Below are 25,088 nucleotides of genomic sequence, written 5' to 3'. Positions count from 1 at the left end.
CAAGTTCAGAACAGGAAACTTCGAGTTCGGAATAGGAAACTCCGAGTTCAAAGCATGAAACTTCAAGTTCAAAACACGAAACTCCGAGTTTGGAACATGAAACTTCGAGTTCGGAACACGAAACTCCGAGTTCGGAACATGAAACTTCGAGTTTGGAACGCGAAACGCCAAGTTCAAAATATAAAACTTCGAGTTCGGAACGCGAAACGCCGAGTTCTAAACTAAGATTTTGTTGTGATAATGCTGTTCATTGTCCTAAAATACAGGATTTGAACAGTAAATTGATTGGTCTTAACCGAAGCTAGAAATAACTTTGCTCTAAATTTCCTAACCGCCTGAGAATGAATTCTCAGGCTCATAGCTCAAGTCTACTAAAGTAGACTAAAGATGTTGAGGATATCTCGTCATCTTGAGATGACTTTGGCTATGAGCAAGGAACTTCAGTTCCTTGCGGTAATTGAGTTTTACGTTAATTTGACACAAGTAAATAATATTGTGTCTCTACAGTGATTTATGAGAATTTATAGTTATAATTACAGCAAACTCGTTGATTTAATGTCTAGTTTTCTGTAAACGATTTAAGTGGGAGTTTAAACTGGCGCGATCGCTTGCTTCTAGTACTTGTGTATTGATAACTGCTGATTGTGCGATCGCTAAATTTTTCCCAGCTAATGCTAAAGTACCTAAAGTAGCGAGTCCGAAGACAAAACTTTTTTTTCTACTTTTAACAGCAGCCGTTAAAGTTTCTAAAGCAGTACCATTACCAATTGCTGCAATCGGTTTCAAAGCTGTTAAGGCTGCGGCTGCATTTGCATAGCGATGCTGGCGTTTATGTGCCACCATCTTTAACAACCAAGCTTTAAAGTATGGGCTGATTTTGGGCGATAATTTATGCTGAAAATTCCCGCGATATTCGGGATTAATTAACTTATGAATATCTCCTGCGCGAGTATGAGTGATTAAACAAATCAAAGTTACTCCTAAACTATATAAATCTGATGCGGCGGTGAGAGAATAACCAAAATATTCTTCCGGTGATATGAAACCTGGTGTTCCTTCTGTTAAACTGCTGAGAGTCATTTTTTCACCTTGGTTCTGTGCCAAACCAAAATCTACTAAATAAGCATTAAGCTTCTCATCAACTAAAATATTTTCTGGTTTAATATCCCGATGAATAATTGGGTTAACTCGCTGTTGCAGATACATTAAAATCTCTAATAGAGAAATCGCTATTTGCTTTACTTCTTCCGGTTCAAATTTCCGTTGTAATCCTAAAGATAAAGCGTTTTTATATTCTTGCAACATATAAAAATTCCCTGCTGTTGCAAAACAATCGAGATAGCGGGGAATCTGGGGATGATTTAGTTGTTGCAGAATCTGAATTTCTCGTTCATAAGCTTTTACACCAGACAAATCAGCAATCGCATGGGTAAGCCGAAACTCTTTAATTACTACTTTTTGATTAGTCTTGATTGTCTGCGCTAAATAAGTAGTACGTCCTGCTTCCCGATTGCGTCCTAATTCTTGGAGAACTTGATAGCCATGCTGAGAAAAGTCTGGATATTTATTAAAGGGTATATCCCCTTGATATCCATTGCGCACATCAAGTTCCATAGATAACTACCACACTCATTTAATTTAGCGAATAAAGACTGAAGTTATTATTTATTGGAGAGACTTCAGACTTTTTTGGTGAATGTGGATTGACAAAAGTTAAGAAAATTCCAATTAAAAAATATTCCATTGTTATTGTTCACAGTCAACAGTCAACAGTCAACCGTCAACAGTCAACCGTCAACAGTCAACAGTCAACCGTCAACAAAACAGAATAATTCATTTTTTGGAGTTACCTCAGACTTAATATCACAAAGACGCATAGACATCTTAAAGATATCTATGCGCGGAAATCATCACCTTTGCGCTAGCCAATCCACAATTTGGGAATTGACAATATCAGGAACTTCATCATGGGGACAATGACCAGCGTTGGGAATGGGGATAATTGTGATGGTTTTACCATTCTCCCGCGCTTCTTCGTAAATCTTTGCTCCCGTAATTGGTGTCCAAGGATCGTCAGCACCCCAAATTACTAATAAAGGACGTTCGACTTTGGGCAAAAGTTCCCCAGGAGTAGGCCCAGGAGGCGCTGTGAGAATTGATGCAAAGACTTGTTGCGCACCTGGATCACAAGCTGGGGTATAAAGTAAATCGACCAATTCATCGGTAACAGCTTCGCGGTTGCGGTACACCTGATAAAGAGTGCGGCGAATTTGGGATTTTTGACGGATGCGGTTAAAGACAAATTTGCCTGTAATTGGCGATCGCACTACTCTATTAAAAGCTGCCATCACCACCCGTAAAGGTGGGTTCAATTCATGGGGACGATGACTCAAACCCCCAGCCGAGTTAATTAAAACACCACCCGCAGCAATTTCTGGATGTTCTGCCAGTACCATTAAGCTAATTAATGCACCAATGGAATTACCGATAAATACGGCAGGTTGTTTGATGTGTGCTATCCAAAAATCTTTGAGAAGTTCTACCCAAACTTCCAGGGTGTAATTAATCGGTGCTTTCTCAGAACCGCCAAAACCCAACAAATCCACCGCAAAGACTTGATAACCTGCGTTTGCTAAAACGGGAATATTCTTGCGCCAGTGTCCAATAGAAGCGCCAAACCCATGAACCAACACCAAAGGTTGTCCTGAACCCATGACAGTGTACTGAATTTTATAGCCGCGCCAAGTCCAAAAGTATTTTTCCAAAGTCACAGAAGGCGACTGCTGGGTCGTTAAATTCATTATTAAGATTCCTAAAGTATTGTCTTTATAGTAATATCTCCCGCCTGCGAGAATTTTAAACAACATTCTAGTCTTCATTGCGATCGCTGAAATTAAGACTGCTGTTATCATCTGCCGATTTATGTATTAACCCATATGAGCAGATAAAATTCTGGTGATAATTGGCACTTAAGTTTAAATCAAATTATCTGGCAATATTTGTAGCTATAACTGGAACAATGTTATGCATTTTGCTTCTAAGTAGTAAGTATAAATCCTGTGCATAAAGTGTGTCTTTTTTAGGCTATCTTAATGGTGTCCTCAACAAGGGATAAGCATTAACAGCCTAATTTAGGCTTTTGTAACCTAGTAGCCATTGGTATGAACTGAGATGAAACACACAAATCGGAGTTATTTAGCTTACTGGAGTAAATTTGTTATAGCTGCTGTTGTAGTGACATTTTTACCGATATCGCCAACTTTTGCGACATCAGGTTTATCTAATTCTGGTGAGTCAAATGTCAGCAATTACGCAGAGAAACAATTGGTAGCTGATAATTCTCGCGATGATGACGACGATGACGATGATGACGACGACGACGATGACGACGATGACGACGACGACAAAAACCGCATTCACAAGAAAAATAAAGGTGTCACCCTGAAAATTTGGCAACCTGCGGGTAAAATGTCCGAAGTCATCACCCGCGTTTCTGTGAAGAGTAAACGTGGCAAAGGCTATTTAAAAGAAAGATTTTTAGGCGATTACAAGTACAAAATTCAGCAAAAAGCCAAATTTGTGAAGGGTTTAAAAGCAGGCGATCGCGTCGTCGTGCGGTTGTATGATAATCAAAACCGCTTTATTGGCTATAGCGAATTTGAATGTTTAGCAGCCAAAACCACAGTGAATTTAATTCTGGCTGCTAACCCCAGCGAATACAAAGTTGTGCGTACTATATATGGTGCTGATGCCAACTCCGATGGCAAAATTGATGCAGGTAGCACCACTTACGACTATTTCAGCCAAGTCAGCAATCAGCGCGTTACCTTCTTTAGAAGTTCGCGAAACATCAGCGTTAGCCAATTTAAAGTTCAAGGTTGGTCAACAATTCCCGCAAACTGTGTTTATCCTACCTCCTTTACTCAAGGTGAATACAGCGTTTTGCGTCAATCAAGTACTATCTTCAGTTCCTCTATGGCTTCTGCGTTGAAATCTACACCAGGGGAACTGGTAGAACTCATTGAAGTTGGCAATAATAACAATTCTGTTTATAATGTCAGCCAGATGATGTTGAAATATCGCGAAATTGGCTTAGACAACAGCGTTCAAGTTAGGTTTAACGATGTGCCACAAAGCCACTGGGCGAGAGAATTTATTGCTGAATTAGCCGCATTACAAATTATCCAAGGCTTTCCCGATGGTAATTTCCGTCCTGATGAACAGTTGACTCGCGCCCAATTTGCAGCGATGTTGAGTCAGGCTTTTGAGAAAGTTACAGTGCGCAATCCCGTTAGTTTCCGCGATGTTTCTACCAAGCACTGGGCTTATAGTGCTATCCGCGAAGCTTATTCTACAGGTTTTATTTCCGTTTCCGATAATCAATTCAATCCGGCGCAAAGTCTTTCTCGCTTAGAAGTACTGCTAGCCATAGCCAAAGGACTCAACTATACATTTACTGGTTCTAGCGAAACAATTTTGGCAGCCTATAGTGATGCTACTGCAATTCGTAGCGATGTACGAAATGCGATCGCAGCACTTACACAACGGGGTATTGTTGTGAACTATCCAGATGTTCAAACCCTGAATGCTGATAAAGTAGCAACCAGAGCGGAAGTGACTGCTTTGATATATAAATCATTAGTCAGCACTGGTGAAGTAGCCGATATCTCCTCTCAGTATGCAGTAGAAAGAGTGCAACGTTCTCAAGTTCTCAACCAAGGCGCAATTGAGGGAGACGATAAAAAACCACGCCCTAATTGTAACCAAGGTATAGGAAATGGTGCAGAAGGTTGCGACCCTGGTAATTCTCGTCCTCACGGCGGTAGTAATGATGAAGATGGACGCATCCCCGGTAAGAAATAATTATTAAAATCACGTGAAAGCCTTTGTCTCGCAAGGAACTGAAGTTCCTTGCTTATAGCCAAAGTCATCTCAAGATGACTAAAATATCCTCAAAATCTTGAGTCTACTTCAGTAGGGGCGGGTTCACAGATATGCTCCAATAATTCACGACTATCTCGCTTAACCCGCCCCTACTTGGACTATTAGCCTTGGAATGAATTCCAAGAGGGACAACAAAGCTAAGACAGAGGCTATTTTTACATAATGCGATCGCAAAAAACTAGAAAGCGTAGCTACTATGTAGCTTGTTCTTCAACGTTACACTTTTTGAGCAACTAATCAACCCAAACACTTGCGCAAAATACCAAAATGATTGCGTAATTTACCGAAATGAGTCAGCAATAAGGCTTTTTATCTGCGGAAAACACCAAAATGAGTGCGTGATTCACCGAAATGAGAAAGCAATAAAGCTTTTTGAGTAAGTGAAATGGCTTTTTGCTTGCGGAAAACACCAAAATTAGAAAGCAATAAGGCTTTTTGAGTAAGCGATAAGGCTTTTTAAGTAAGTGAAATGGCTTTTTGCCTACTTAAAACATCTAAATGAGCAAGTAATCAGCCTTTTCGTTTACTCAAAATTTAAAAATGAGTCCCTAATTTAAAGAAATCGTCAAGCGGTTGAGAAAGCAATCAGTTAGCCCAAAAACCCCGCACCAATACCACAAAATGGTGAAAATATTTCTTTAATCCTCATTAACCTTCAATTCTGGCAGAATTCTCTTGCATATATAATTCCCTAGCTGGAAAAGGTATTTTAATTCCTTCTTGTTGATAGCGTTTGTGTAACTTCTTAATAAATAAATGTCTGCCAATGCGCTGATCAAAAAATTCATTAACGCGCATATAAAGAGTAAAATCTATACTAAAATCACCAAATTTATGGAACCTAATATAAGGTTCATTAGCAATTAATTGTGGTGCAATCTCTTGCATTACTTCCTTAGCAACTTGCACAGTCACTTTTTCAACATGCTCCAAATCGCTCTCGTAATCAACCCCAACATTCAGCGTTAAAGTAATTTCCTTGACTGGTAAATGATAATTAATAAAAATTGCCGAACCTAATTTAGAATTAGGCACAATTATCACATTATTAGAAAGTTCTCTAATAGTCGTATTCCGCCAAGAAATATCTATCACATATCCTTCATGATTATCTGCTAGCTTGACGTAATCTCCAGTTCTCACTTGCTTAGAAATGATTAAATAAAACCCAGAAAATAAATTTTCTAAAGTATCCTTAAGCGCTAAACCAACCGCCAAACCGCTAATACCTAATGTAGTGACAATCGGTGTAATTTCCACACCGACAGTTTGCAATAAAATCAATGAACCGAGAACAATCACAGCAACCTTAGCAATATTAGAAAGTAGTGAAGCGGATACGCCTTCAGTTCTGTGGGTAAATACATTGACAAACCCAGCACTCAACCTTGCCAAAACTAACGTGACTGAGTAAAGTACAATTACAGTAATAGATTTTTGCAGTAAATTAGCAATATCTGGCTTAATTGGCGCACTCAGAATCGCTGCCGAAAATCCTGCAAGGGCAAACCAAATAAAAGTCATGCGATGCAGGGAGGAAAATATAATTTCACTTCCAGGAATCTTGGTATTGCTGACAAATACTTTCAATTTCTTGAAGATAAACTTTTCCCCAATTATTCCCGCTAGTAAGCCAGCAAGAAGAAATACAATCGGCAGAATCCATTGCATCATCATCATCAATTGAAAATTAGCTATTTAAGATTAGGGTACTTAGTTAGGGTAACTCACAATGGATAAATCAATTCAAAATTCAAAATTCAAAATTCAAAATTCAAAATTAAAGACAGCCACCCCTTGTGGATAGGGTTACAACCTAACTTGGTAAACAACGATTTTTCCGTGCCACTTGCGGGCTAGGTTTTCAACCTTTGTGAATATAGTCATTAGTCATTGTTAATGATTTTAAATTTATTTACGTTTCGTAATATATTTAGGTTGATTTCGACCAATTTACATAACCCTACCGTGATGACTAGTTTTCTAAGTGACTCGGCGATGAGGGACAGAAAATGGGACAAGTAAATGAATAACAACTAAATCATGCCCAATGCCCAATGCCCCATGCCCCACTACAATGTACTTACCAATTATTTATCACCCAGATTATATTGCGCCCTTACCTCCAGGACATCGCTTCCCGATGTTAAAGTTCCGCCAACTATACGAATTGTTACTAGCCGATGGAGTAGCGCAAATCGAACAATTTCACACACCGCAAGCACCACCAGCAGAATTGATAGAGTTAGTTCACAGTAGCGATTATGTCCAAGCTTACTGTCAGGGAACCTTAGATGCAAAAGCACAACGGCGGATTGGCTTACCTTGGAGTCCAGCATTAGCGAATCGTACCTGTGTAGCGGTTGGTGGTACAATACTCACTGCCCAATTAGCACTGACTCATGGTTTAGCTTGCAATACAGCCGGTGGAACACACCACGCCTTTCCTGATTATGGATCTGGTTTTTGTATTTTCAACGATTTAGCGATCGCATCTCGCGTATTACAAAAACTTGGACTAGCGCAAAAAATCTTAATAGTAGATTTAGATGTCCATCAAGGCGACGGTACAGCGTTTATATTCCAAGACGACGACAGCGTATTTACCTTTTCAATGCATTGCGAAGTCAACTTTCCCGGTACCAAACAGCAAAGCGATTTAGACGTACCCCTACCAGTGGGAATGGAAGATGACGCTTATTTACAAACCTTAGCCAATTACTTACCAGATTTATTATCCCAAGTCCAACCAGATATAGTATTTTATGATGCTGGTGTAGATCCTCATATAGGCGATCGCCTGGGAAAATTAGCATTAACCGACACTGGCATTTTCCGTCGCGAAATGCAAGTTTTAACCACCTGCGTCAGCGCCGGTTACCCCGTCGCCTGCGTCATCGGTGGCGGTTACGCCGATGACTTAAACTCCCTCGTCTGGCGACACTCCCTAATACATCGCGCCGCTAGCGAAGTGTACCAACAATACAAACTCTAAATTTTTCTTAGTCTCTTTGCGCCTTTGCGCCTTGGCGTGAGATTTTTATAAATACAACTTCCGCACAAGTAACCCAAGTTACTGGATGAACAAAACTAAAGTCAGAATCTACGAACTAGCAAGCGAACTAAAACTAGACAGCAAAAAGCTACTAGTAATTTGCGATCAACTCAACATTACCGCCAAAAGCCCCAGCAGCACCATCTCCGAATTCGAGGCGGAAAGAGTTCGCAAAGCCGCCAAACCACCAGCAGCAAAAGTTGCCTCCCTCCCTGCAAATTCCTCCCGGCTAAAAAAAGCCTCCGAAGATTGGGGTTACATATTCGTAGGTTCGACAGTTGATAACTTAATCCGCCATCTCGAAGACGCATCCACCCTCAAAGCATATCCCGAATTTGGGGAACGCCGAGAATACGCCCATGAATTATTGTATGAATGTGTCGGACAAAGACCTTGTTTATTTTACATCCGGCGTAAAGGTGCGGGGAAAGCGGCAAAAGAAGAAATTTGGGAATTAATCATCGCCACAGACTCCCCAGAAAGTAAATTACCAAGCAGACTGCAAAAACTCGGTAAAACTCTAGCATTTAAAGCTGCAGTTCAACAAAATAGCGACACCGGTTTAAAGCTACTCTCCGTCTACTTACTCCCCATCTCACGGGGACAATCTGATGCTTACGCCGTACCCTTTAACTTACGCCTGTTACCCAATCACGAGCATCATATCGGCATTCCTTCCTCAGTCTTTCCCCGCATAGCCGAAGCCCCGGTTTGTGGTGACTATATACCCACAGAAGAACAACTCAAAGCTTGGAAAGCGTTTCTACAAATTGAAGAAAAAATTGCGCAAGCACGCCAATTCTGTATTTCTTATACCAGATATCACTACAACTTTAAAAGACGCATCAGTTTTGAAATTGATATTACCTCAGCGACTCTAGACGGTTCCCCCGAAAATCCTTTAGATGAAGACAATTTTTGGGGAAGGGTAAGAAAAGCGAAAAACGACGATTTAAAACTATTTGAAACTGCACCTACTGGTAGAAATTGGCAAGAAGGGCGGTTAATAGGTTCCATTGAAGAAATTGACCAAAAACGCGGCACAATTAGCCTCAACCTAGAACGAGAGTTAGCTGATTATCTAACTAGCGGACGTTATCAACTTCCCACCACCGGCTTTTTATGTTTTGAAGCTTTGGGTGATATTAAACAAATTCAACGTAAGAAAAAAGCCTTAGACGATTTAAATAATGGACGTACCCAAAATCCTTATTTAGGTAATTTTTTATTCGATGCTTCCCAAGCTAGACCAATTCAAAAAACTGTAGAATTAGAACCAGAAGAATTATTATTATCTACTGCAAATCCCGGTCAAAAAGCAGCAGTAGAAACCGTACTTTCCGCCGAAGATTTAGTTTTAATTCAAGGGCCGCCAGGCACAGGTAAAACCACTGTCATTGCCGAAATTTGCTATCAAATTGCATTACGAGGTGGGCGGACTCTCATCGCCTCTCAAGCAAATTTAGCAGTAGATAACGCCCTCAGTCGTTTAGTCCATAATCCCGTAATTCGGGCGATACGTAAAGGACGCGCTGAAAAAGTAGGCGAAGAAGGACAGCCTTTTTTAGAAGATCAAGTAATCGGTACTTGGTTAGAAAATACCGCCAATGATTGTGAAACAAATCTCAGTAAACGCCGTGAAAATGTAGAATTTTACCGTCAATTACTCGCCTCAGTATCTAAATTTAATGCTTACTTTCAAGCAGAAGCAGAATTTCAACAGAGTCAACAGGATGTAAATCAACGTTTACCAAAATTAGAGACTAACGTTAACAAGCAAGAAGCACTTTATCAGGAAGCTGTAGCGAAAAAAAATCAAATTGAAACTCTCATATCTGGATTAGAAAATCTCCTCAAAGCCCCAAATATCGTTAATTGGGAAGCACCAGAAGTTACTAATTTTTTACCCCATCTTAAACCTTATACAGAAAATAATCATTTAGTTAAAACCTTTTTACTTAATGTCAGTAAAGCCATCAGCTTAACCGATGGACTCGGTTTACTTCGCCCTCAATGCGGTGCTTTTGGGTTAGCTGTATGGTTAAGAGAAACTGTAGTTTCAGGAATTCCAGACTTTAGAACCGCCTTAATTTACGCCCAAAGTGCAACTGTAGCGATGTTAGAAGTAGCAGCCGCAGTAGAAGTTTTTAAACAACATTCGCACAATTTACAGCAATTAGAAAAAAATCATCAACAATTCTTTAGTAAACAGCAAAGTCTACAACAAACAATTCAAACTTGGGAAACTCGCAAGCAAGAAATCGAAGCAATCATCAACGCTGTTAAAGAATGGAAATCTACAGCCAATCATCGCGTGGCGGAAATTTTAGCCAATTCTCGCCAAACTTCCCAATTATTAACAGTAGATTTGCTACAATTACCACCAGAATTACTGACGCTGGCTAATTCGCAAAAAATATCTTTGATGCCAGCTAACTATATAGTTAATCTACCAGATTGGGAGCTATTGACAAAAGCTATAGCTTATGAAATAGAAGGTAATTTTACCGATAGAAAAGGTAGACAGCATAGTTTTAGCTACTTTTTACAGCAAAATTTTAGCCAAATTCCGCTAGTATTAGAAAATAGCGATATCATTCAATGGCAAGCAATCCATACACAATTTAATAACTATCAATATCTCGAAATCAATCAGCGTAAAACTCTAGTCGAAACCACGCGGATTTTTATCCAGAGAATCCAACAAACTTATAGCAATGTCTGGGAAGCTAATAATAGCCAATCTACTCTGAATAAAATTACTCAAGAACTGATAGATATTATCTTAACTAATGCGCGTCAGTGCGTTTTCCAAGTCAAAACTGAAGCAGAAAAACAACTGCAACATCTGCAAGCACAGCTAAACGAACTGCATAACAATGAAGTCGCCCAAACTCAAATATTAAATACTCAAACCCAGATAGAAACAGCGAGACAAGATGCTAATCTAAAACTCGAAAGAGCAATTAATATCTTACAAGAACTAAATCAACAGTCAAACGTACCCAATCAATTGCGGACTTTAGCAGAAAAATATCTAGCAAATCAAGCTAAAATTTGGGAACATCCTCAAGAATTTTCCCAGCATGTACATACTTGGATAAATCATCTCAGCCAGTTAGAAAATTTAATTTCATCTATCGAACCTTTCGCTATATTAACGAATATTCAAATTTCTTTAGAAGAACAACTAGCAACCGTAGCAGCAGAAATTACAATTTTTCAGCAACAGCTTGAAACTTTAAAAATCAAAATAGCTGAATTAGCTGAAAGAAATCAACCCCAACCACCAGATACTTTATTATCCCAGCGCCAATGGTGGGAAAGAGAATGGCAAATTTTACAAGATAAATTTAAGCCTAAATCTCCCCAGCCTAACTTATACGATTTAGAATTTTTACGCAGCATCAAAAATCAGTTTGAGTCAGGAGAACAGCAACTCAATCAAGATGAAAACCATCTGCAAAAATATCAAGGCTTTATCCAAGATTGGATTGCAAAAGTCCGTAACCCTTCAGAACGCGATCGCAACGATTTAAGACAAATCTATTTAGACAATTGTAACGTCGTTGGTATCACTTGTGTGCAAGCAGCCGGACGAGATTTTTCCGAAGAATTTCAATCCTTCGATGTTGTCATCATCGATGAAGTTAGTAAATGTACCCCACCAGAATTACTCATTCCCGCTTTAAAAGGTAAAAAATTAGTTATGGTAGGCGATCATCGCCAACTACCACCGATGATGGATACTAATACTTTAGAGGAAGTCGTGCAAGAAATTGGCAGTAGCAGAGAAGAATTGCAATTTTTAGAAGAATCACTATTTAAAAGCCAATTTGAAGAAGCAGATTCTAGCATTAAACAAATGCTAACTACCCAATATCGAATGCACCCTCATATTATGGGCGCAATCAATCAATTTTATCAAGGTAAACTAGAATGCGGAATTCTACAACCAGATATTAAACGCGCTCATGATTTAGTGGGAGAACTTATTCAACCACAACATCATTTAATCTGGGTAAAAATGCCCAAAGAAACTGAATTTCAAGAACAGCGCGAAGGAACTTCTTTATATAATCTCCAAGAAATTGATGTAATTGAACGTATCTGTCAGCAATTTGAAAATACTTGGGCTGCAAAAGTCGCTTGTGGCGAACCAAAAAAAGAAATAGCTGTAATTACATTTTACGGCGCACAACTGCGAAAAATTGATGAACGTTTGCAATCAGAACTTTTCCCTTCCTTACAAATTCGTACTGGTACAGTTGATAGATTTCAAGGTATGGAACGCCCAGTAGTAATTGTGAGTATGGTACGCAATAATAATAAAGGCGATGTGGGATTTGCGAAAAAGTCAGAACGGGTGAATGTCGCCTTTTCTCGCGCCCAAGAATTACTAGTAATTGTCGGTTGTCACGATTTATTTACCCAACAATCAGGTAAAGTTGGCAGTATGTATTCCGAAGTTGCTAATATTGTCAGTCATCATGGAGGTTTCATAGATGTTTCTCGCATCTTCAGCTAAACCAATTGATGAGAGTCTGCAAAATCTAGTAGTAGAAATTGAAACGCAAAACCCTGATTTATTAGTTGTCGCCGCCCGTCAATTACGCTATAGTTTGCAGCAAACAAATATAGAACTAACAATTACCGAACCTCGTCCATTTAACGTACTCGAAGAATTTATTATTCGTGCAGGAATTGAATTTGAACCAGCACCAACACCCCAAGAATTAGCATCTTTATTAGGTTTAGATCCAGTATTTGTCCAAAGTACAATTAAAAACTTACAAAAATTACAAACACTCGCCCCAAAATCACCAATTACAGTTACCGAACAAGGGCGATTATTTTACGATAAAGGCGCAGTACCCCAGCCTCCCTATGCTGTGCAAATTTATGCGATCGCAGATTCTTTAGGCGAAACAGTAAACTTTCAAGCCGAACCATTAAATGAAGTAGTAATTAATCTCCCCAGTTTGACAAGTATTTTACAGCTTAATGAGTCAAATAATCTAATTTCTACTTTCAATTTAGAACAAGTCCAAAAAAATCTCCAAGCTTCAGGTTTAGGGCTTCATGTACCAGAAACAGGAAAGATTGTTACCGCTTTTAGAAGTATAGGTTCTACACAAACTATTTGGCGAAAAATCTCTCTATTTCTCATTTTTGATTCAACTACGGAGAAATTAACTATCCATCTGCGCAGAGGAAAGCAGATGTTAGATTCCCGCTCAAAATGGCTAGACTTACTGCTATCTGAAGGTAAAATATCCTTAGATACATTATGTAAATTACCCAATGAAAGCTTAAATTTTGAGCGTGAAGCCGCCAAAAAATATCAAAATGCTGAAACAGCAGCCAGATTAGAAAAGATTCACCAACAGGCTTTAGGTAATAGTCAGAAAAAAGAAGTAATTCAATTACGCGATCGCGAAATTAATCAAAAATTTTTAGAAATTATTAATACAGCCAAGCAACAAATTATTATTTATGCAACTTGGCTAAATCATTTAAATATAAACCCCGAATTTATCGCTGCTTTGGAAGCATTAGCAAAGCGTGGCGTTTCGATAATTATTAGCTATGGATTAGAATGGGAACCAGAAAATTTATTAGAAATCAAAGAAAAACTCCAAGCGATTAAAACACCCGAAGATTTACCATCAGTACAGCTTTTGGGCTTAGAAGAAGATGTTTATCTTCAAGAAATCATAATAGATCGAGAAATTTACCAATGTGGTTTTTATCACTGGCGCAATTCTCACGAATCACACATACCATTAGGTGAATTAGTTTATCAGGTAAAAAAATCCCAGATAATCCAAGAAGCCTACGAAATTTTATCTACTCGCTGCCAAAATTATGCCCAAAAACTATGGCAACAAGCTGTAGAAAAATGCGATATTCAATTAGCCAGAGAATGTTTATGTATTTGGGGTACGCTGGGTAAGCTAGAAACCTCACTGAACCAAATACAGAAAAATAATTGGTTAGAATTACTGCCAATATATCTAAACGTGGTAATTCATAATTTAAAATCCCATAATTTAGCAGATGATTCGCCAATTTTACAATCATCGCTATTATTACTGAGTCAGGTAGAAGCAGAAGCAGCTTTTATTGAGCAATTACGCCTAGCATACTGTCAATTGCTCAGTGCGATCGCGCAACAAAACCCCGATACTGCTCTCAATTTACTAAACAATGAAGTGTGGGCGCAGTTTCTCCGGCTTCATATAGCTGCTGAGACTGATTCACCTACCGAATTTATTTCCCAACAAACTTCACAGCCAAAAACAAAGCGCAAAGCCGCAGCACCTTCCACCAGAAACAAAAAGACAAAGGCTTAAGCAAACAAATCGCCAAGGTACAAAGTGAAAGAACCACAAAAAAATTCTTCTCTGTCAACCGTCAACAGTCAACCGTCAACAAATTGTTAAGTAAAAGTTTATAGAGAATGGGTATAAGTTTATGAGAATATGAAAAGAGAGGGAACTATTAACCTTTATCCGAAATTGGTCTTTAGCCCCTTGTAAGCAATCACTCAAGGAAATTAACAGCAATTAATACTGCTATTTTCTATCGGAAAATGCAGGTTATTTAATTAACAACAGTTAATGTTCAAAAACTCTAATTATCCTTGCTAGTTATGGGAAATAGGGAAGGAATTACCGATGTCTCATCTACCATGCAGCAGGTAACATCCTCTACCCAAAGAATTGGAGTTTGTACTACTTGTAATGAATTCCTAATACTAAGGGCATAAATTATTTATGCCTTTAGTATTCTTGATTGGTAAAAAAATCATTGAAATACTAATGGTGACTGGTTTTTTGGGAAAAATCGCCTATGAAAACTCAGTGTCTACATCCATGCAGAAAATCGTGTCATTGGCTACAATTTAGAGGCTAGGAGAGCCGAGGAGATTAAAGTGACCTTATCAAAAGGGTTTGAAATTGAGATGTACACTGGCACACCTCAAGGTGAAATTGTCGGACTCTCTGACAAAATTGTCGAGGCTTTAGACGGATTTGTGCGCGAGCCAGATAGCCGCAACGTAGAATACATAACTAAACCTTTACATAGTTATGAGCAGCTATTGTGTGCCTTGGTGCGCCCTCGGCAAAAGTTGCGCCAATATATCAAGCAATTAGGTGATTATACTTTAATTCCCGGCAGTACCCTATCTTTGGGTAGGAGCGATCGCTTCTTCCGTTCCGATCCCACCAATCCTTATCACGATTATATTGAGCGCAGCTACGGCACAAAAGTAGTCACAGCTAGCGTACATATCAACGTCGGTATTAGCGATCCTGAGCTATTAATGCGGGCTTGTCGCGTAATTCGGGCAGAAGCACCCTTATTCCTCGCCCTCAGCGCTTCCTCGCCTTTTTTAGATGGTAAAGCCACTGGCTATCACTCTACCCGGTGGGGGCTATTTCCCCATACCCCAGCCCGCGTACCTTTATTTGCCAGCCACGCCCATCATATCCAATGGGTAGAAGAGCAGCTAGCGGCGGGTACAATGCAAAATGTCCGCCATTTGTGGGCATCAGTACGCCCAAATGGCGATCGCCGTCCCCATGACTTAAATCGGCTAGAATTAAGAATTTGCGATTTAGTTACAGATCCCGTGGCTCTACTCGCCATTACAGCCTTGTTAGAAGCACGGTTGTTACAAATCTTAGAAAACCCAGAAATCGATCCCTTAACCCAAAGTCAACTTTCTCATGAAGAATTGCTCGATTTAATTGCCAGCAACGAAGCAGCAGCAGCAGCGAATAGTTTAGATGCACCGCTTCAGCATTGGCAAGATGGCAGAACCATCATCGCTAGAGATTGGATAGAACAAATGTATCAAGATGTTTGGGCGATCGCCAAACAACAAGGATTTAGTTGTTTCCTGTCTCCCTTGCACAAAATTCTCCGCGCAGGAAATGAAGCTCAACAATGGTTACAGCTACACGGCGTGGGATTTGATTCTCAGCGCGTGATTTCCCAAGCTATTGTTGCTATCCAAGAACGGGAACTGGAATTAGAAGATAAATTGTGTTCCCCCTCAGTGGTGTAGCACTACACCCCATAACATCTAGCAAATGGTAGATTTTTGTGGAGGTAGGAACAAACCCTCTAGTAAGCAGCATCTAGCTGTTATAGAAAAAAATTATTATTACCTTCAGCTGAGTTAATAAAACTCTCAAAATAATGTTTTGAGGGCTACATTTCTTTGTTTTAAAAATCTAATCATTTGCTAGAGCTTGATAATTATTAACAAAACCTATAGATAGTTGCTCTTCCTTTGGTAGAATGTTACATAGTGATACATTGTTTTTGAGAATACATTCTGACCACTGAATAATGCCCCAGGTAGTTTTAGTTAATCCCCTAATTCCCCCAAATACAGGCAATATCGCCCGTACTTGTGCAGCTACAGGTACGGAATTACATTTGGTAGGTCCTTTAGGGTTTGAAATTAGCGATCGCTACCTTAAAAGGGCAGGTTTAGATTATTGGCCTTACGTTAAACTCACCTATCACGAATCTATAGAAGCCTTTAAAGACGCGCATCAGCAACGTGGTGGGAGATTATTGGGTTTTTCCGTCAGAGGTACTGCTAATTATGCCCAATTTCAGTTTCAAGCAGATGATTGGCTGCTGTATGGTAGCGAAACTACAGGCTTACCACCAACAGTTATATCCGCTTGCGATCGCACTCTTTACATCCCCATGACAGAACCTCACGTGCGCAGCTTGAATCTTTCCGTGAGTGTCGCCGTCAGCTTATTTGAAGCCCGTCGCCAACTGGGTTATTTACAATAAACCTCTGCTCTAGAAAAATTTCAGTAGAAATACTTAAATAAAATCTATAATTCTCTGGCTCAATTTAAAGATTTAACTAAATTGGGCAAATATTAGCGATTGTTACAGCCAAATTCCAGTGAATGGTTATACTTGAGTCTGTAAGCTTTTACGAAGTTGAGTAAACAATACTTACAAACCTCGGCCAGCTTATATAAGAAATTTGTATCTAAAATCCAGGTCAATCCGCAAATTGAATGATAGATTTTGATGAATTTCAATTATCTCTAAACTTGGGAACAAAAGGACAAAAACCTAGTCTTATAGGGCATTTAGTCATTTTTGACTCAAGCTTGATTTACCAAAAGGAAAAAAGTAGCTGGGAGATAATACGGTTGTCTTTTAGGGAATAATCAACGTAAAGTCTCGTGTTGGGTAGACGGATTGGTTAAATATCTCTTGAAGATATCTACAGCAGGGAGATTGGCTTTTTCAGAAGTGATAGCGAATCGATTGCTGACAGCAAAAGTGGACATAACAAAGCTTATACTTTGGTTCAGTCCCAGCTACAACAGCAAAAACGTTAAAAACAACTGTAAACGGCAAAAAATCTTCAGGTGTGAGGAATGGAACGGACAAGTCAGCACAGCAAGTTAAGTTTTGCTAATGAGTGTGAACTTGTCTAAATCAGAGAAGCAGGTTAATCTTGCGTAAGTATCTCTGGTGGGTGTGATCTCGATCAATCTGCGGATGTGATCTAAATCATTGACTAGTATCAGACTGAAAAAACAATTGAGGTCAGTTAAGCGCTAGTGATCATAGGAGGTCGTCTTTGAAACGAGCATTGAAAAAGAGAGAGAAGGCTGTGCTGAACAATACCCCTAACAGTGATAGTGCCCCGGTAGAGCAGTCAAACACGAATAATTCTGGGGTAAATCACCGGGCAGGGACAAGAGCCGCCATGATTGGCTTGGCAATATCGATGGGAGCAACCAGTCTTTTGGTGACTCGACAAAGCGATCAAGCCCAAGCAGCAGCTCCTGTAGGCAGTCAAAAGGCAGCCTCAAGTACTCCGGCTGTTCCTGACACTGAAATGAAATTTGCCCCCACAAAGCTGGAGAACCAAACCGCCTCATTCGTGAGCGTGCCGGAAAATCCCGTTATCGTGGAACCTACAGCAATTTCACAACTGCCTGGGCTTGAAGCTAAATTACAAGTTGCAGCCAGTGGAGTGTCTGTACCAGTTCCGACAACAGATGCAACAGCTAAAGCCACAACAACTTATACAAGTTCTTTCTATCAGCAGCCTCAACTAATAGAGAGTTTGCAAGCAGCCAACAAAGTAAAACAATTACAGAAAGTTTCTATTGCTAACAGTGTAGTTAACTCGCCAACTACATCCCTGACACCACTAGCAACAGAAAATCAGGCTGCAGACAGCGAAGTAACTGCACAGTTGAAAGCGCAGCAAGAGTTTGCTCTCAACCGCTTACAAGAAAAATCGAACCGTTTAAAACAAAGTCTGGCGGAGTTGCGGTCTGAGGAGACCCAAAATTCATCACCAACTAACGCTGAGTTAGCTCCAAACCAATCTGTAGTTGAGAAAACGCCACAACTCAACGCAAGCAAGATTACAACAGAGCAAAAAGCAACCAATACCAATTCTAGTCAAGCTAGTCTGATATCCAAATTAAAACAGGCAAGACCTAGTACCACTAATAGTGCCACTACTGCGACTAATGTACCTGTAGTTACACCCGTAGCACCCACAATCAAAACAGCAGCACCATCAGCTGCTGTGGACTACGAAGTCAAACCAGGAGATACCCTAGCAGCGATCGCTAAAAAGTACGGTACTTCGGTTTCAGAATTAGCTCAAACAAATCATCTCAACAACCCCAACCAACTGCAAATCAGTCAAAAATTGGTAGTTCCTGCCGCTAAGGTTGACAGCAGCACAGCTAACCAATCGACTGAAGCTACTAACCCCATTGTAGAACAGCCTGATGTTACTGCCACAGTAGCACCATCCCCTGTCAACACTCCTGTTGTTACCCCGACCGTAGCTGCTACACCACAGTTACCAGTCGTCAACAACAACAGTGTGACCGTACCAACACCAGTCACTACTGAAAATCAGATTTCCACCAACACCGCAGTTTCTGAAACCGACTCCCAGCCTGATAACTCTTATGGTATGGGTGGCGATTCTCCAGTGCCCAAAGTGATTGTGGAAATGCAATCGAACAAAAAACCGCAGAAGCTAGCCAACGCTAAAAGTAATGAGCGTCTCCAAAGCTTACAAGCGGAAATTCAAAGATTGCGGGAAAAATATCGTGCCCAACAAGCAGGCGTAGTCACACCAGCTGTCAGCGAAAATAAAAATCCTGCGGCTGTATCAGTTCCTGTTCTCAATCCCAGTAATTTCGCGGTATCTAGCCCGACTACACCACGGAATTCTGTACAGATTCCTGTACCTGCGCCCATTGGAACTGGTAACTATTCCACCCAACCCATCAAGCCTGCATATCGGGCGACGCAGCCTACTGAGCCAGTAAACCCAGAGTTCTTCTCTAACCAAAATCCTGGACGTAACATCCCAGCTACAAGAGTTGCTACTCCTCCCAGAGGTGTTAATGCTTCTGATTCCTTAGGCAAAATGCGGGGAACTACAGTTTCTCCCAGTGGCTTACCAGCCTTATCAGCAGTAGACCGCTATCTACCTAAGCCAATTGACGAAGCTACACCCCCACCATCCACCTCAACTGCAGCTTATATTTGGCCGGCAAAAGGTGTGCTGACCTCTGGTTATGGTTGGCGCTGGGGAAGAATGCACAAAGGGATTGACGTTGCTAACTCCACCGGCACGCCGATTTACGCCTCAGCAGATGGTGTAGTCGAAAAAGCAGGCTGGAACAACGGCGGCTACGGTAATTTGGTAGACATCCGCCATCCTGATGGCAGCATGACTCGCTATGGTCACAACAGCAAGATATTTGTGCAGGTAGGTCAGCAAGTCAGACAAGGCGAAACAATTGCGGCAATGGGTAGCACCGGTTTCAGTACTGGGCCACACAGCCATTTTGAAATCCATCGTGCAGGTAAGGGAGCCGTTAACCCTATTGCCTTACTAGCAAGTCGGATTTAATTGCTGATTGTCTACAATTAAGCCATTGCTTGATGTTTGGAGGGAGTTTAACTCCCTCTTTTGCTTGCTTATTGCTCATTGGTCATTGGTCATTGGTCATTGGTCATTAGACTTCTTGCATAAATATTGTCGCTGTGTTGATTAGGAGTTTGAAAAGCTCACGCAGAGCCGCACCAGACGCAGAGAAGAATGAGAAAATTAGGACTTTTGCAAGAGGTCTATTGGTCATGTTATGGACTATGGACTATTGACCCTGGACTATTGACCGTTGACCTTTGACCATTGACTCAAAAAAATTATTTGTCAGATAGACTAGCAACGACGAAGTTTTTCTGTTATATTTAGAAATGTGAAAAAACACGGCTCAGTAGCTCAGTTGGTTAGAGCACGGGACTCATAAGCCTGGGGTCGTCTGTTCAAGTCAGACCTGAGCCATTGAAACAATAGTATATTTTTCAAAATTAAAAGCGATCGCACTCTGGGTTTTAGATAGTGCGATCGCTTAATTATCGCCACAGCAATTAAGAATTACTGCGATCTAATTCTAAAATACCTACCAAAATTTTCATTAAATCCTCCAAATCATCGGGAATTCGATATAGCGAAATATCCTGCAAAATCTGCTGCTTTGTTGTTTCTAAACAACCAAAACGCCAAGCATCACCAATTGTGACTGCACCATAAAAAATCTCGCCTGCTTCAACTTGAGAAATAGCGATTAACTCTACTGCAAGTTGTGTAAAACCTCTGGTTAAGTCATCATTTTTGGCTTCAACTACCAATAAACCTGGATGGAGTTTAAGAAAATAATCTAAATTACCCTTTAACCAGTTATTTACTATTAATGGGTACTCAATCCGCAGTTGACATTGACAATAACGAGCAACTTCCAGCAATGTAGGTGCAACCAGGGTTTCACGCCTTGCTGTTTCGCTGCTTAAACTCACCAGAGGTAAAGATTCATCAATTCGCTGGCGTAATTCTGCTAACCGTTCTAAATTGCGATCGCTCCTGGGTAACTCCATTCGTTTTTTTAACAAACCATAACCCAATTCCGCTAAAATTTCGTCTGCTTCATAAGGCATTTCAAAATAAGAGCGAAATGTGTAAGATTGTCCCTCTTGCAAAAGATGACGACGAGTCATGATTTTTGTTTTTGCAACTACACATTCAATTACTATTCAATTTTAGGGCGGACAATCAATCAATTGTTAATGCCTCTGCTAACACCTGACGGTGCATCAAAGCTTGGTTTACCAAAGACTGAAGTTTCTCAGACGACAACCGAGAACCATGATTGTAATGCTCAATCCAAGCCTGACTAATCACATGGGGATCGTCTGGTAAATTTGCTAAATCCCATCCTGGCATTTCTAATTCTTCCATCAGTCGATTTACCTTAGGATCGTAGCTAAGAGCAAAACAGCGACAACCTTCAGCAGCAGCCATAATTAAGCTGTGCAGGCGCATTCCAATGGTCATTTCTACACCGCGATATACGCCTTTTAAAAGCTGGGGATCTTCTAGACAGATAATTTGGCTCACATCTTGCAGATGGGGTTGAATCGCTTCAGCAATGGCTAAATCTTCACTTTTTTGAAACGGCAACAGTAAGATAAAAGCTTGGGTGGCTTTTTGGAAATCAACCACAGCGCTAGTTAAATTTGCCAAGCGCGTTTCTGTCAGTTGAGAATGCGATCGCAACGTCACCGCCACTCTAGGGGTTGGTAAATCGCTAAGTCCGGGTACAGGCTGAGATTCTAACGCCCAAACCGGATCGGGTGCCAGAATACAGGAAATTTGCCAATCAGATAACAAAGCCGCACTAGCGCGATCGCGTACACTAACCTTGGTACAACCTGCAAAATTCTGTCGCGCTAACCAACGAGTTTGTGGACGCTTTAGCGGCCCTATTCCTTGACCCCACGCTACAGTTTTTAAACCCATCTGCTGCGCCAAAGTCATCAATCCCCCATAATAAAAAGGATTAATGGCACTAGTAACATCTTGGATTAAAGAGCCACCGCCCCAAATAAAAGCATCGCAAGAACGCATAGCTTGGATTACAGGTAAAAAAGCCATACGATTAACAGTTTCTACACCATAGCGATCGCGCGTTTCCTGCGGATTACCAGAAAGCACCACAGGTGTCACATGGGGCGGTAACATTTGCAACAGCGTTGCCAATAAAGCTTCGTCACCACCATTACCTTTTCCGTAATACCCAGATAATAACGCCCGCATCGGTTTCATTTGTGATTTGAGATTTTGCTAATTTTTGCTAATTGACTTTCTTTGCACCTGATTATCTATTACTTATACAGAAGTTAGGTGAGGCGGCTGGCATACTTACCAAAAAATCCGATTTTTCTTATGGGAAGATGGGAAGAAGCAGGGGAGCAGGGAGCAGGGAGCAGGGGAGAAATAACTCATAAGTTTTGACCCTTAACTGTTGACTGTTGACTGTTGACTGTTGACTGTCCTCACTGAAACTTACTCGAACTCTTGACTTTTGACTTTTAACTTACTTATGCACGCCCTTTCAATTCCCACCTGGATAATTCATGTTTCTAGCGTCATTGAGTGGATGGCCGCCATTTGGTTAATCTGGACTTACGGCGAACTCACTGGTAACCGCACTTGGTGGGGATTATCCTTCGCCATGTTACCTGCTTTAGTCAGTGCTATGTGTGCTTGCACTTGGCATTATTTCGACAATCCAGAATCTTTAGAATGGCTGGTAACGCTTCAAGCTACCATGACCTTAGTTGGTAATTTTACCCTTTGGGCAGCTGCGGTATGGATTTGGCGTTCTGCCAAATCTGCCCATAAGGGAATAGATTCTGTTGCAGCCCAACCTATCAAATCAGAGCGATGATCTCAAAAGACGCCCTTTTTGCCCTGTCACTATTTCCTTACTTGGGTTTCTTGTGGTTTATCAGCCGCAGTCAACAAATGCCACGTTTGGCTTTGTATGGATTTTACGGCACTTTAGTGTTTGTCGGTGTTACCATCCCAGCTGGAATTTATGCCAAAGTACATTATGGTAAAGCTTTAGCCAATGTCGATTGGTTGCACGGTGGTGCAGAAGTGTTTTTGACTCTGGCGAATATTCTGATCGTGTTAGGTTTTTGGCAAGCTGTAAAGCAATTAAAACAGAAAATTGCCACAGAGAAAAACCACCTATAGCTAGCTTTGGATTGGATTGAGGACAAGGTAAATGGATGTAATTCCAGCAATTGATTTATTAGCAGGGCGTTGTGTACGACTTTATCAGGGAGACTACGATCGCTCGCAAGTTTTTAGCGAGAACCCTGCTGATGTTGCTAAACAATGGGTAGATAATGGTGCATCTAGGCTACATGTGGTGGATCTTGATGGAGCCAAAGCCGGTAAAATTGTCAATTTAGCCGCAATTGAGGCGATCGCGCAAGCTGTATCCGTACCCATTCAAGTTGGTGGGGGATTGCGCGATCGCACTAGCGTTCAGCAGCTATTCAATACAGGCGTACAACGGGCGATTCTCGGAACTGTCGCTGTAGAACAACCCCAGTTAGTCCAGCAACTCTGCCAAGAATTCCCCGGACAGATTATTATCGGCATTGACGCCCGTAACGGACTCGTAGCCACTCGCGGTTGGTTAGAAACCTCAGAAGTTTTAGCCACCCAACTAGCCGTCCAAATGCAAGAATTAGGAGCCGCAGCCATTATCTACACCGATATCCATCGTGATGGTACACTCTCCGGCCCCAATATAGAAGCATTGCGAGAACTAGCCAGCACAATCTCAATTCCAGTCATAGCTTCTGGTGGCGTCAGTTCTGTTACCGACTTGTTGAGCTTATTAGCCTTAGAACCCCAAGGTGTAAACGGTGTAATTGTCGGTCGTGCCTTGTATACTGGCGATGTTGACCTTAAAGAAGCATTACGCGCGATCGGGCCGGGAAGAATTCAAGATATTCCCCCCAATCTGGATTTATCCTCATTTGCTTAACATGTCCTCTCCTCTCTCAAAACAGATACAGCAGATTGCCAGTTGCTGAGATACAGATTGTCGTTGATTGTAGGGGCACTGGCACTGCCATGCCCCGACGCGCGTACCTCATTTACCTGAAATATGCTGTAAATGCATTTGTCAGGCCAGTAAAACCCGGACTGACGAGTGAATTAGACTTTAAATTTTCCGGATTCATAATTTATACCCTTGTAGTCCAATGTGTAGCGAGTTAACCATTAATCATTGTGTCCAATGAAACGTCCTCGTCCCAAACCTCCCAAAATTGGTAAGCCAAGCAAAACTGAACCTGGCGCTATCAGGTTTAACAGCAACCTCAAAAGCTTGATACAACAAACTAAGTTTCTATTTGTGAGAGTTTTTAAACATTAATTTTTAAATTTTTTAATTTTATTTTCAATTTTATTTTTAATAAGTAATGGGTTTCCTCTGTTCTAGAGACGTACAATAATCAGGCGTCTCTTTTTTTTGAATTTATTTTACAAAATTGCTTTTATTGCCTCATTTTGTGCTTTGCTCATAATTTCGCCAAAGCCTTAACTAAAAAAATTTTTATATAAACTAGTAGACCACGGCATAAACATATAATTCCAAATGGTGCAAAAGCCTAGTATATAAGTCTTTTGACTTTTGACTTTTGACTTTTGACTTCCGCGTAGCGGTACTAGCCAGATTGAGAATTAGCTATTTTTATTTGAGTAAATTATAAACCCTTAAAATATTTTGCGGAAATAACCTGACATATCATGTAGATTAAAAATGTAGACAAATTACACATTCTTCACAGGGTTAAAATCATGTCCAATAAATCAAACAAATCCCAGCAATCAGCCAATCAAAAAAACCAAGATCGTCAAACACCAGGTAGAAAAAAACCAATGGATAATGGAATTCCACCTAAAAGAGATCAATAAATCTGATTGTAGATAAATTATTTGTATTCCCAATTTTCTCTCTAGAGTTTGCAGCAATATAGTATTTACAGAAAAACCATCAAAATTAATGATGATGGGTCAGAAATGTTGAATCTCGATACAAAACTTTACATATTTGGTTAGAGTAATTCTAAAAAGCCTAAAATAGTCAACATAACATCATCTCCTCAAGCCAATGAACATAAC

16 protein-coding genes and 1 tRNA gene are annotated in these 25,088 nt (G+C 40.5%); 12 read left to right on the top strand and 5 right to left on the bottom strand.

Features of this window, described 5'->3' with window-relative positions; genetic code table 11:
• Nucleotides 1-552 precede the first annotated feature (552 nt).
• Nucleotides 553-1,614: a serine/threonine protein kinase gene (locus tag H6G08_RS05955; RefSeq protein WP_190539609.1), complete on the bottom strand. Its 1,062-nt coding sequence runs from the start codon at nt 1,612-1,614 to the stop codon at nt 553-555.
• Nucleotides 1,615-1,703: 89 nt separating this feature from the next.
• Here H6G08_RS05955 and H6G08_RS38065 point away from each other — a divergent pair, with 89 nt between their 5' ends.
• Nucleotides 1,704-1,832 (top strand): hypothetical protein, encoded by a 129-nt coding sequence (locus tag H6G08_RS38065; protein ID WP_277877803.1) that lies wholly within the window; start codon nt 1,704-1,706, stop codon nt 1,830-1,832.
• 78 nt (nt 1,833-1,910) lie between these two features.
• Here the strand turns inward: H6G08_RS38065 and H6G08_RS05950 are convergent, their stop codons facing one another.
• On the bottom strand, nt 1,911-2,801 hold the full coding sequence (locus H6G08_RS05950) for an alpha/beta fold hydrolase (protein ID WP_190539607.1): 891 nt from the start codon (nt 2,799-2,801) through the stop codon (nt 1,911-1,913).
• A gap of 370 nt (nt 2,802-3,171) precedes the next feature.
• On the opposite strand from H6G08_RS05950, the gene H6G08_RS05945 reads away from it, so the two are divergent.
• Nucleotides 3,172-4,863: an S-layer homology domain-containing protein gene (locus H6G08_RS05945; protein WP_190539605.1), complete on the top strand. Its 1,692-nt coding sequence runs from the start codon at nt 3,172-3,174 to the stop codon at nt 4,861-4,863.
• A 729-nt stretch (nt 4,864-5,592) separates the two neighbouring features.
• Here H6G08_RS05945 and H6G08_RS05940 read toward each other — a convergent pair.
• On the bottom strand, nt 5,593-6,618 hold the full coding sequence (locus H6G08_RS05940; protein WP_190539783.1) for a mechanosensitive ion channel family protein: 1,026 nt from the start codon (nt 6,616-6,618) through the stop codon (nt 5,593-5,595).
• Nucleotides 6,619-7,021: 403 nt separating this feature from the next.
• Here H6G08_RS05940 and H6G08_RS05935 point away from each other — a divergent pair, with 403 nt between their 5' ends.
• The 7 genes from H6G08_RS05935 to H6G08_RS05905 all read left to right on the top strand — a co-directional run bounded on the left by H6G08_RS05935 (nt 7,022) and on the right by H6G08_RS05905 (nt 20,387).
• The gene (locus tag H6G08_RS05935) at nt 7,022-7,939 is read left to right on the top strand and encodes a histone deacetylase family protein (RefSeq protein WP_190539781.1); all 918 of its coding nucleotides are present in this window, start codon (nt 7,022-7,024) and stop codon (nt 7,937-7,939) included.
• An 85-nt stretch (nt 7,940-8,024) separates the two neighbouring features.
• The gene (locus H6G08_RS05930; RefSeq protein WP_190539603.1) at nt 8,025-12,527 is read left to right on the top strand and encodes a translation initiation factor IF-2 N-terminal domain-containing protein; all 4,503 of its coding nucleotides are present in this window, start codon (nt 8,025-8,027) and stop codon (nt 12,525-12,527) included.
• Nucleotides 12,505-14,355, top strand: a complete 1,851-nt coding sequence (locus H6G08_RS05925) for a phospholipase D-like domain-containing protein (RefSeq protein WP_190539601.1) — start codon at nt 12,505-12,507, stop codon at nt 14,353-14,355. Before H6G08_RS05930 ends, H6G08_RS05925 begins: the two co-directional genes overlap by 23 nt.
• 581 nt (nt 14,356-14,936) lie before the next feature.
• Nucleotides 14,937-16,076: a glutamate--cysteine ligase gene (gene gshA / locus H6G08_RS05920; RefSeq protein ID WP_190539599.1), complete on the top strand. Its 1,140-nt coding sequence runs from the start codon at nt 14,937-14,939 to the stop codon at nt 16,074-16,076.
• 287 nt (nt 16,077-16,363) lie between these two features.
• A complete protein-coding gene (trmL, locus tag H6G08_RS05915) occupies nt 16,364-16,825 on the top strand; it encodes a tRNA (uridine(34)/cytosine(34)/5-carboxymethylaminomethyluridine(34)-2'-O)-methyltransferase TrmL (protein ID WP_190539597.1) in 462 nt (153 codons plus the stop codon).
• 844 nt (nt 16,826-17,669) lie between these two features.
• Complete coding sequence (locus H6G08_RS05910; protein ID WP_313941336.1) at nt 17,670-19,952, top strand: peptidoglycan DD-metalloendopeptidase family protein; 2,283 nt, start codon at nt 17,670-17,672, stop codon at nt 19,950-19,952.
• Between the two features lie 361 nt (nt 19,953-20,313).
• Nucleotides 20,314-20,387: transfer RNA gene (locus tag H6G08_RS05905), tRNA-Met, on the top strand.
• An 86-nt stretch (nt 20,388-20,473) separates the two neighbouring features.
• Here the strand turns inward: H6G08_RS05905 and H6G08_RS05900 are convergent.
• A complete protein-coding gene (locus tag H6G08_RS05900) occupies nt 20,474-21,097 on the bottom strand; it encodes a hypothetical protein (RefSeq protein WP_190539593.1) in 624 nt (207 codons plus the stop codon).
• 55 nt (nt 21,098-21,152) lie between these two features.
• Entirely contained in the window at nt 21,153-22,196 is a 1,044-nt protein-coding gene (gene csaB, locus H6G08_RS05895; RefSeq protein WP_190539779.1) for a polysaccharide pyruvyl transferase CsaB, read from the bottom strand.
• Between the two features lie 286 nt (nt 22,197-22,482).
• Between csaB and H6G08_RS05890 the strand changes: the two genes are divergently transcribed.
• Genes H6G08_RS05890 through hisA form a run of 3 tightly spaced genes read left to right on the top strand, consistent with a single transcriptional unit; the run spans nt 22,483 to nt 23,946 of the window.
• Nucleotides 22,483-22,830, top strand: coding sequence for a DUF2499 domain-containing protein (locus H6G08_RS05890; RefSeq protein ID WP_190539591.1), 348 nt, complete (start codon nt 22,483-22,485; stop codon nt 22,828-22,830).
• Nucleotides 22,827-23,141: a DUF3593 domain-containing protein gene (locus H6G08_RS05885; RefSeq protein WP_190539589.1), complete on the top strand. Its 315-nt coding sequence runs from the start codon at nt 22,827-22,829 to the stop codon at nt 23,139-23,141. The genes H6G08_RS05890 and H6G08_RS05885 overlap by 4 nt, the downstream gene beginning before the upstream one ends.
• Before the next feature lie 31 nt (nt 23,142-23,172).
• Nucleotides 23,173-23,946 carry a 1-(5-phosphoribosyl)-5-[(5-phosphoribosylamino)methylideneamino]imidazole-4-carboxamide isomerase gene (gene hisA / locus H6G08_RS05880; RefSeq protein ID WP_190539586.1) on the top strand — a complete coding sequence of 258 codons (774 nt, stop codon included), beginning with the start codon at nt 23,173-23,175 and terminating at the stop codon, nt 23,944-23,946.
• Nucleotides 23,947-25,088 lie beyond the last annotated feature (1,142 nt).

The sequence above is a fragment of the Calothrix anomala FACHB-343 genome, from assembly GCF_014696435.1.
GTDB classification, from domain to species: Bacteria; Cyanobacteriota; Cyanobacteriia; order Cyanobacteriales; family Nostocaceae; genus Aulosira; species Aulosira anomala_A.
The sequence above is the reverse complement of the archived record's forward strand: the minus strand, read 5'-3'. Positions and strand labels throughout refer to the sequence as shown.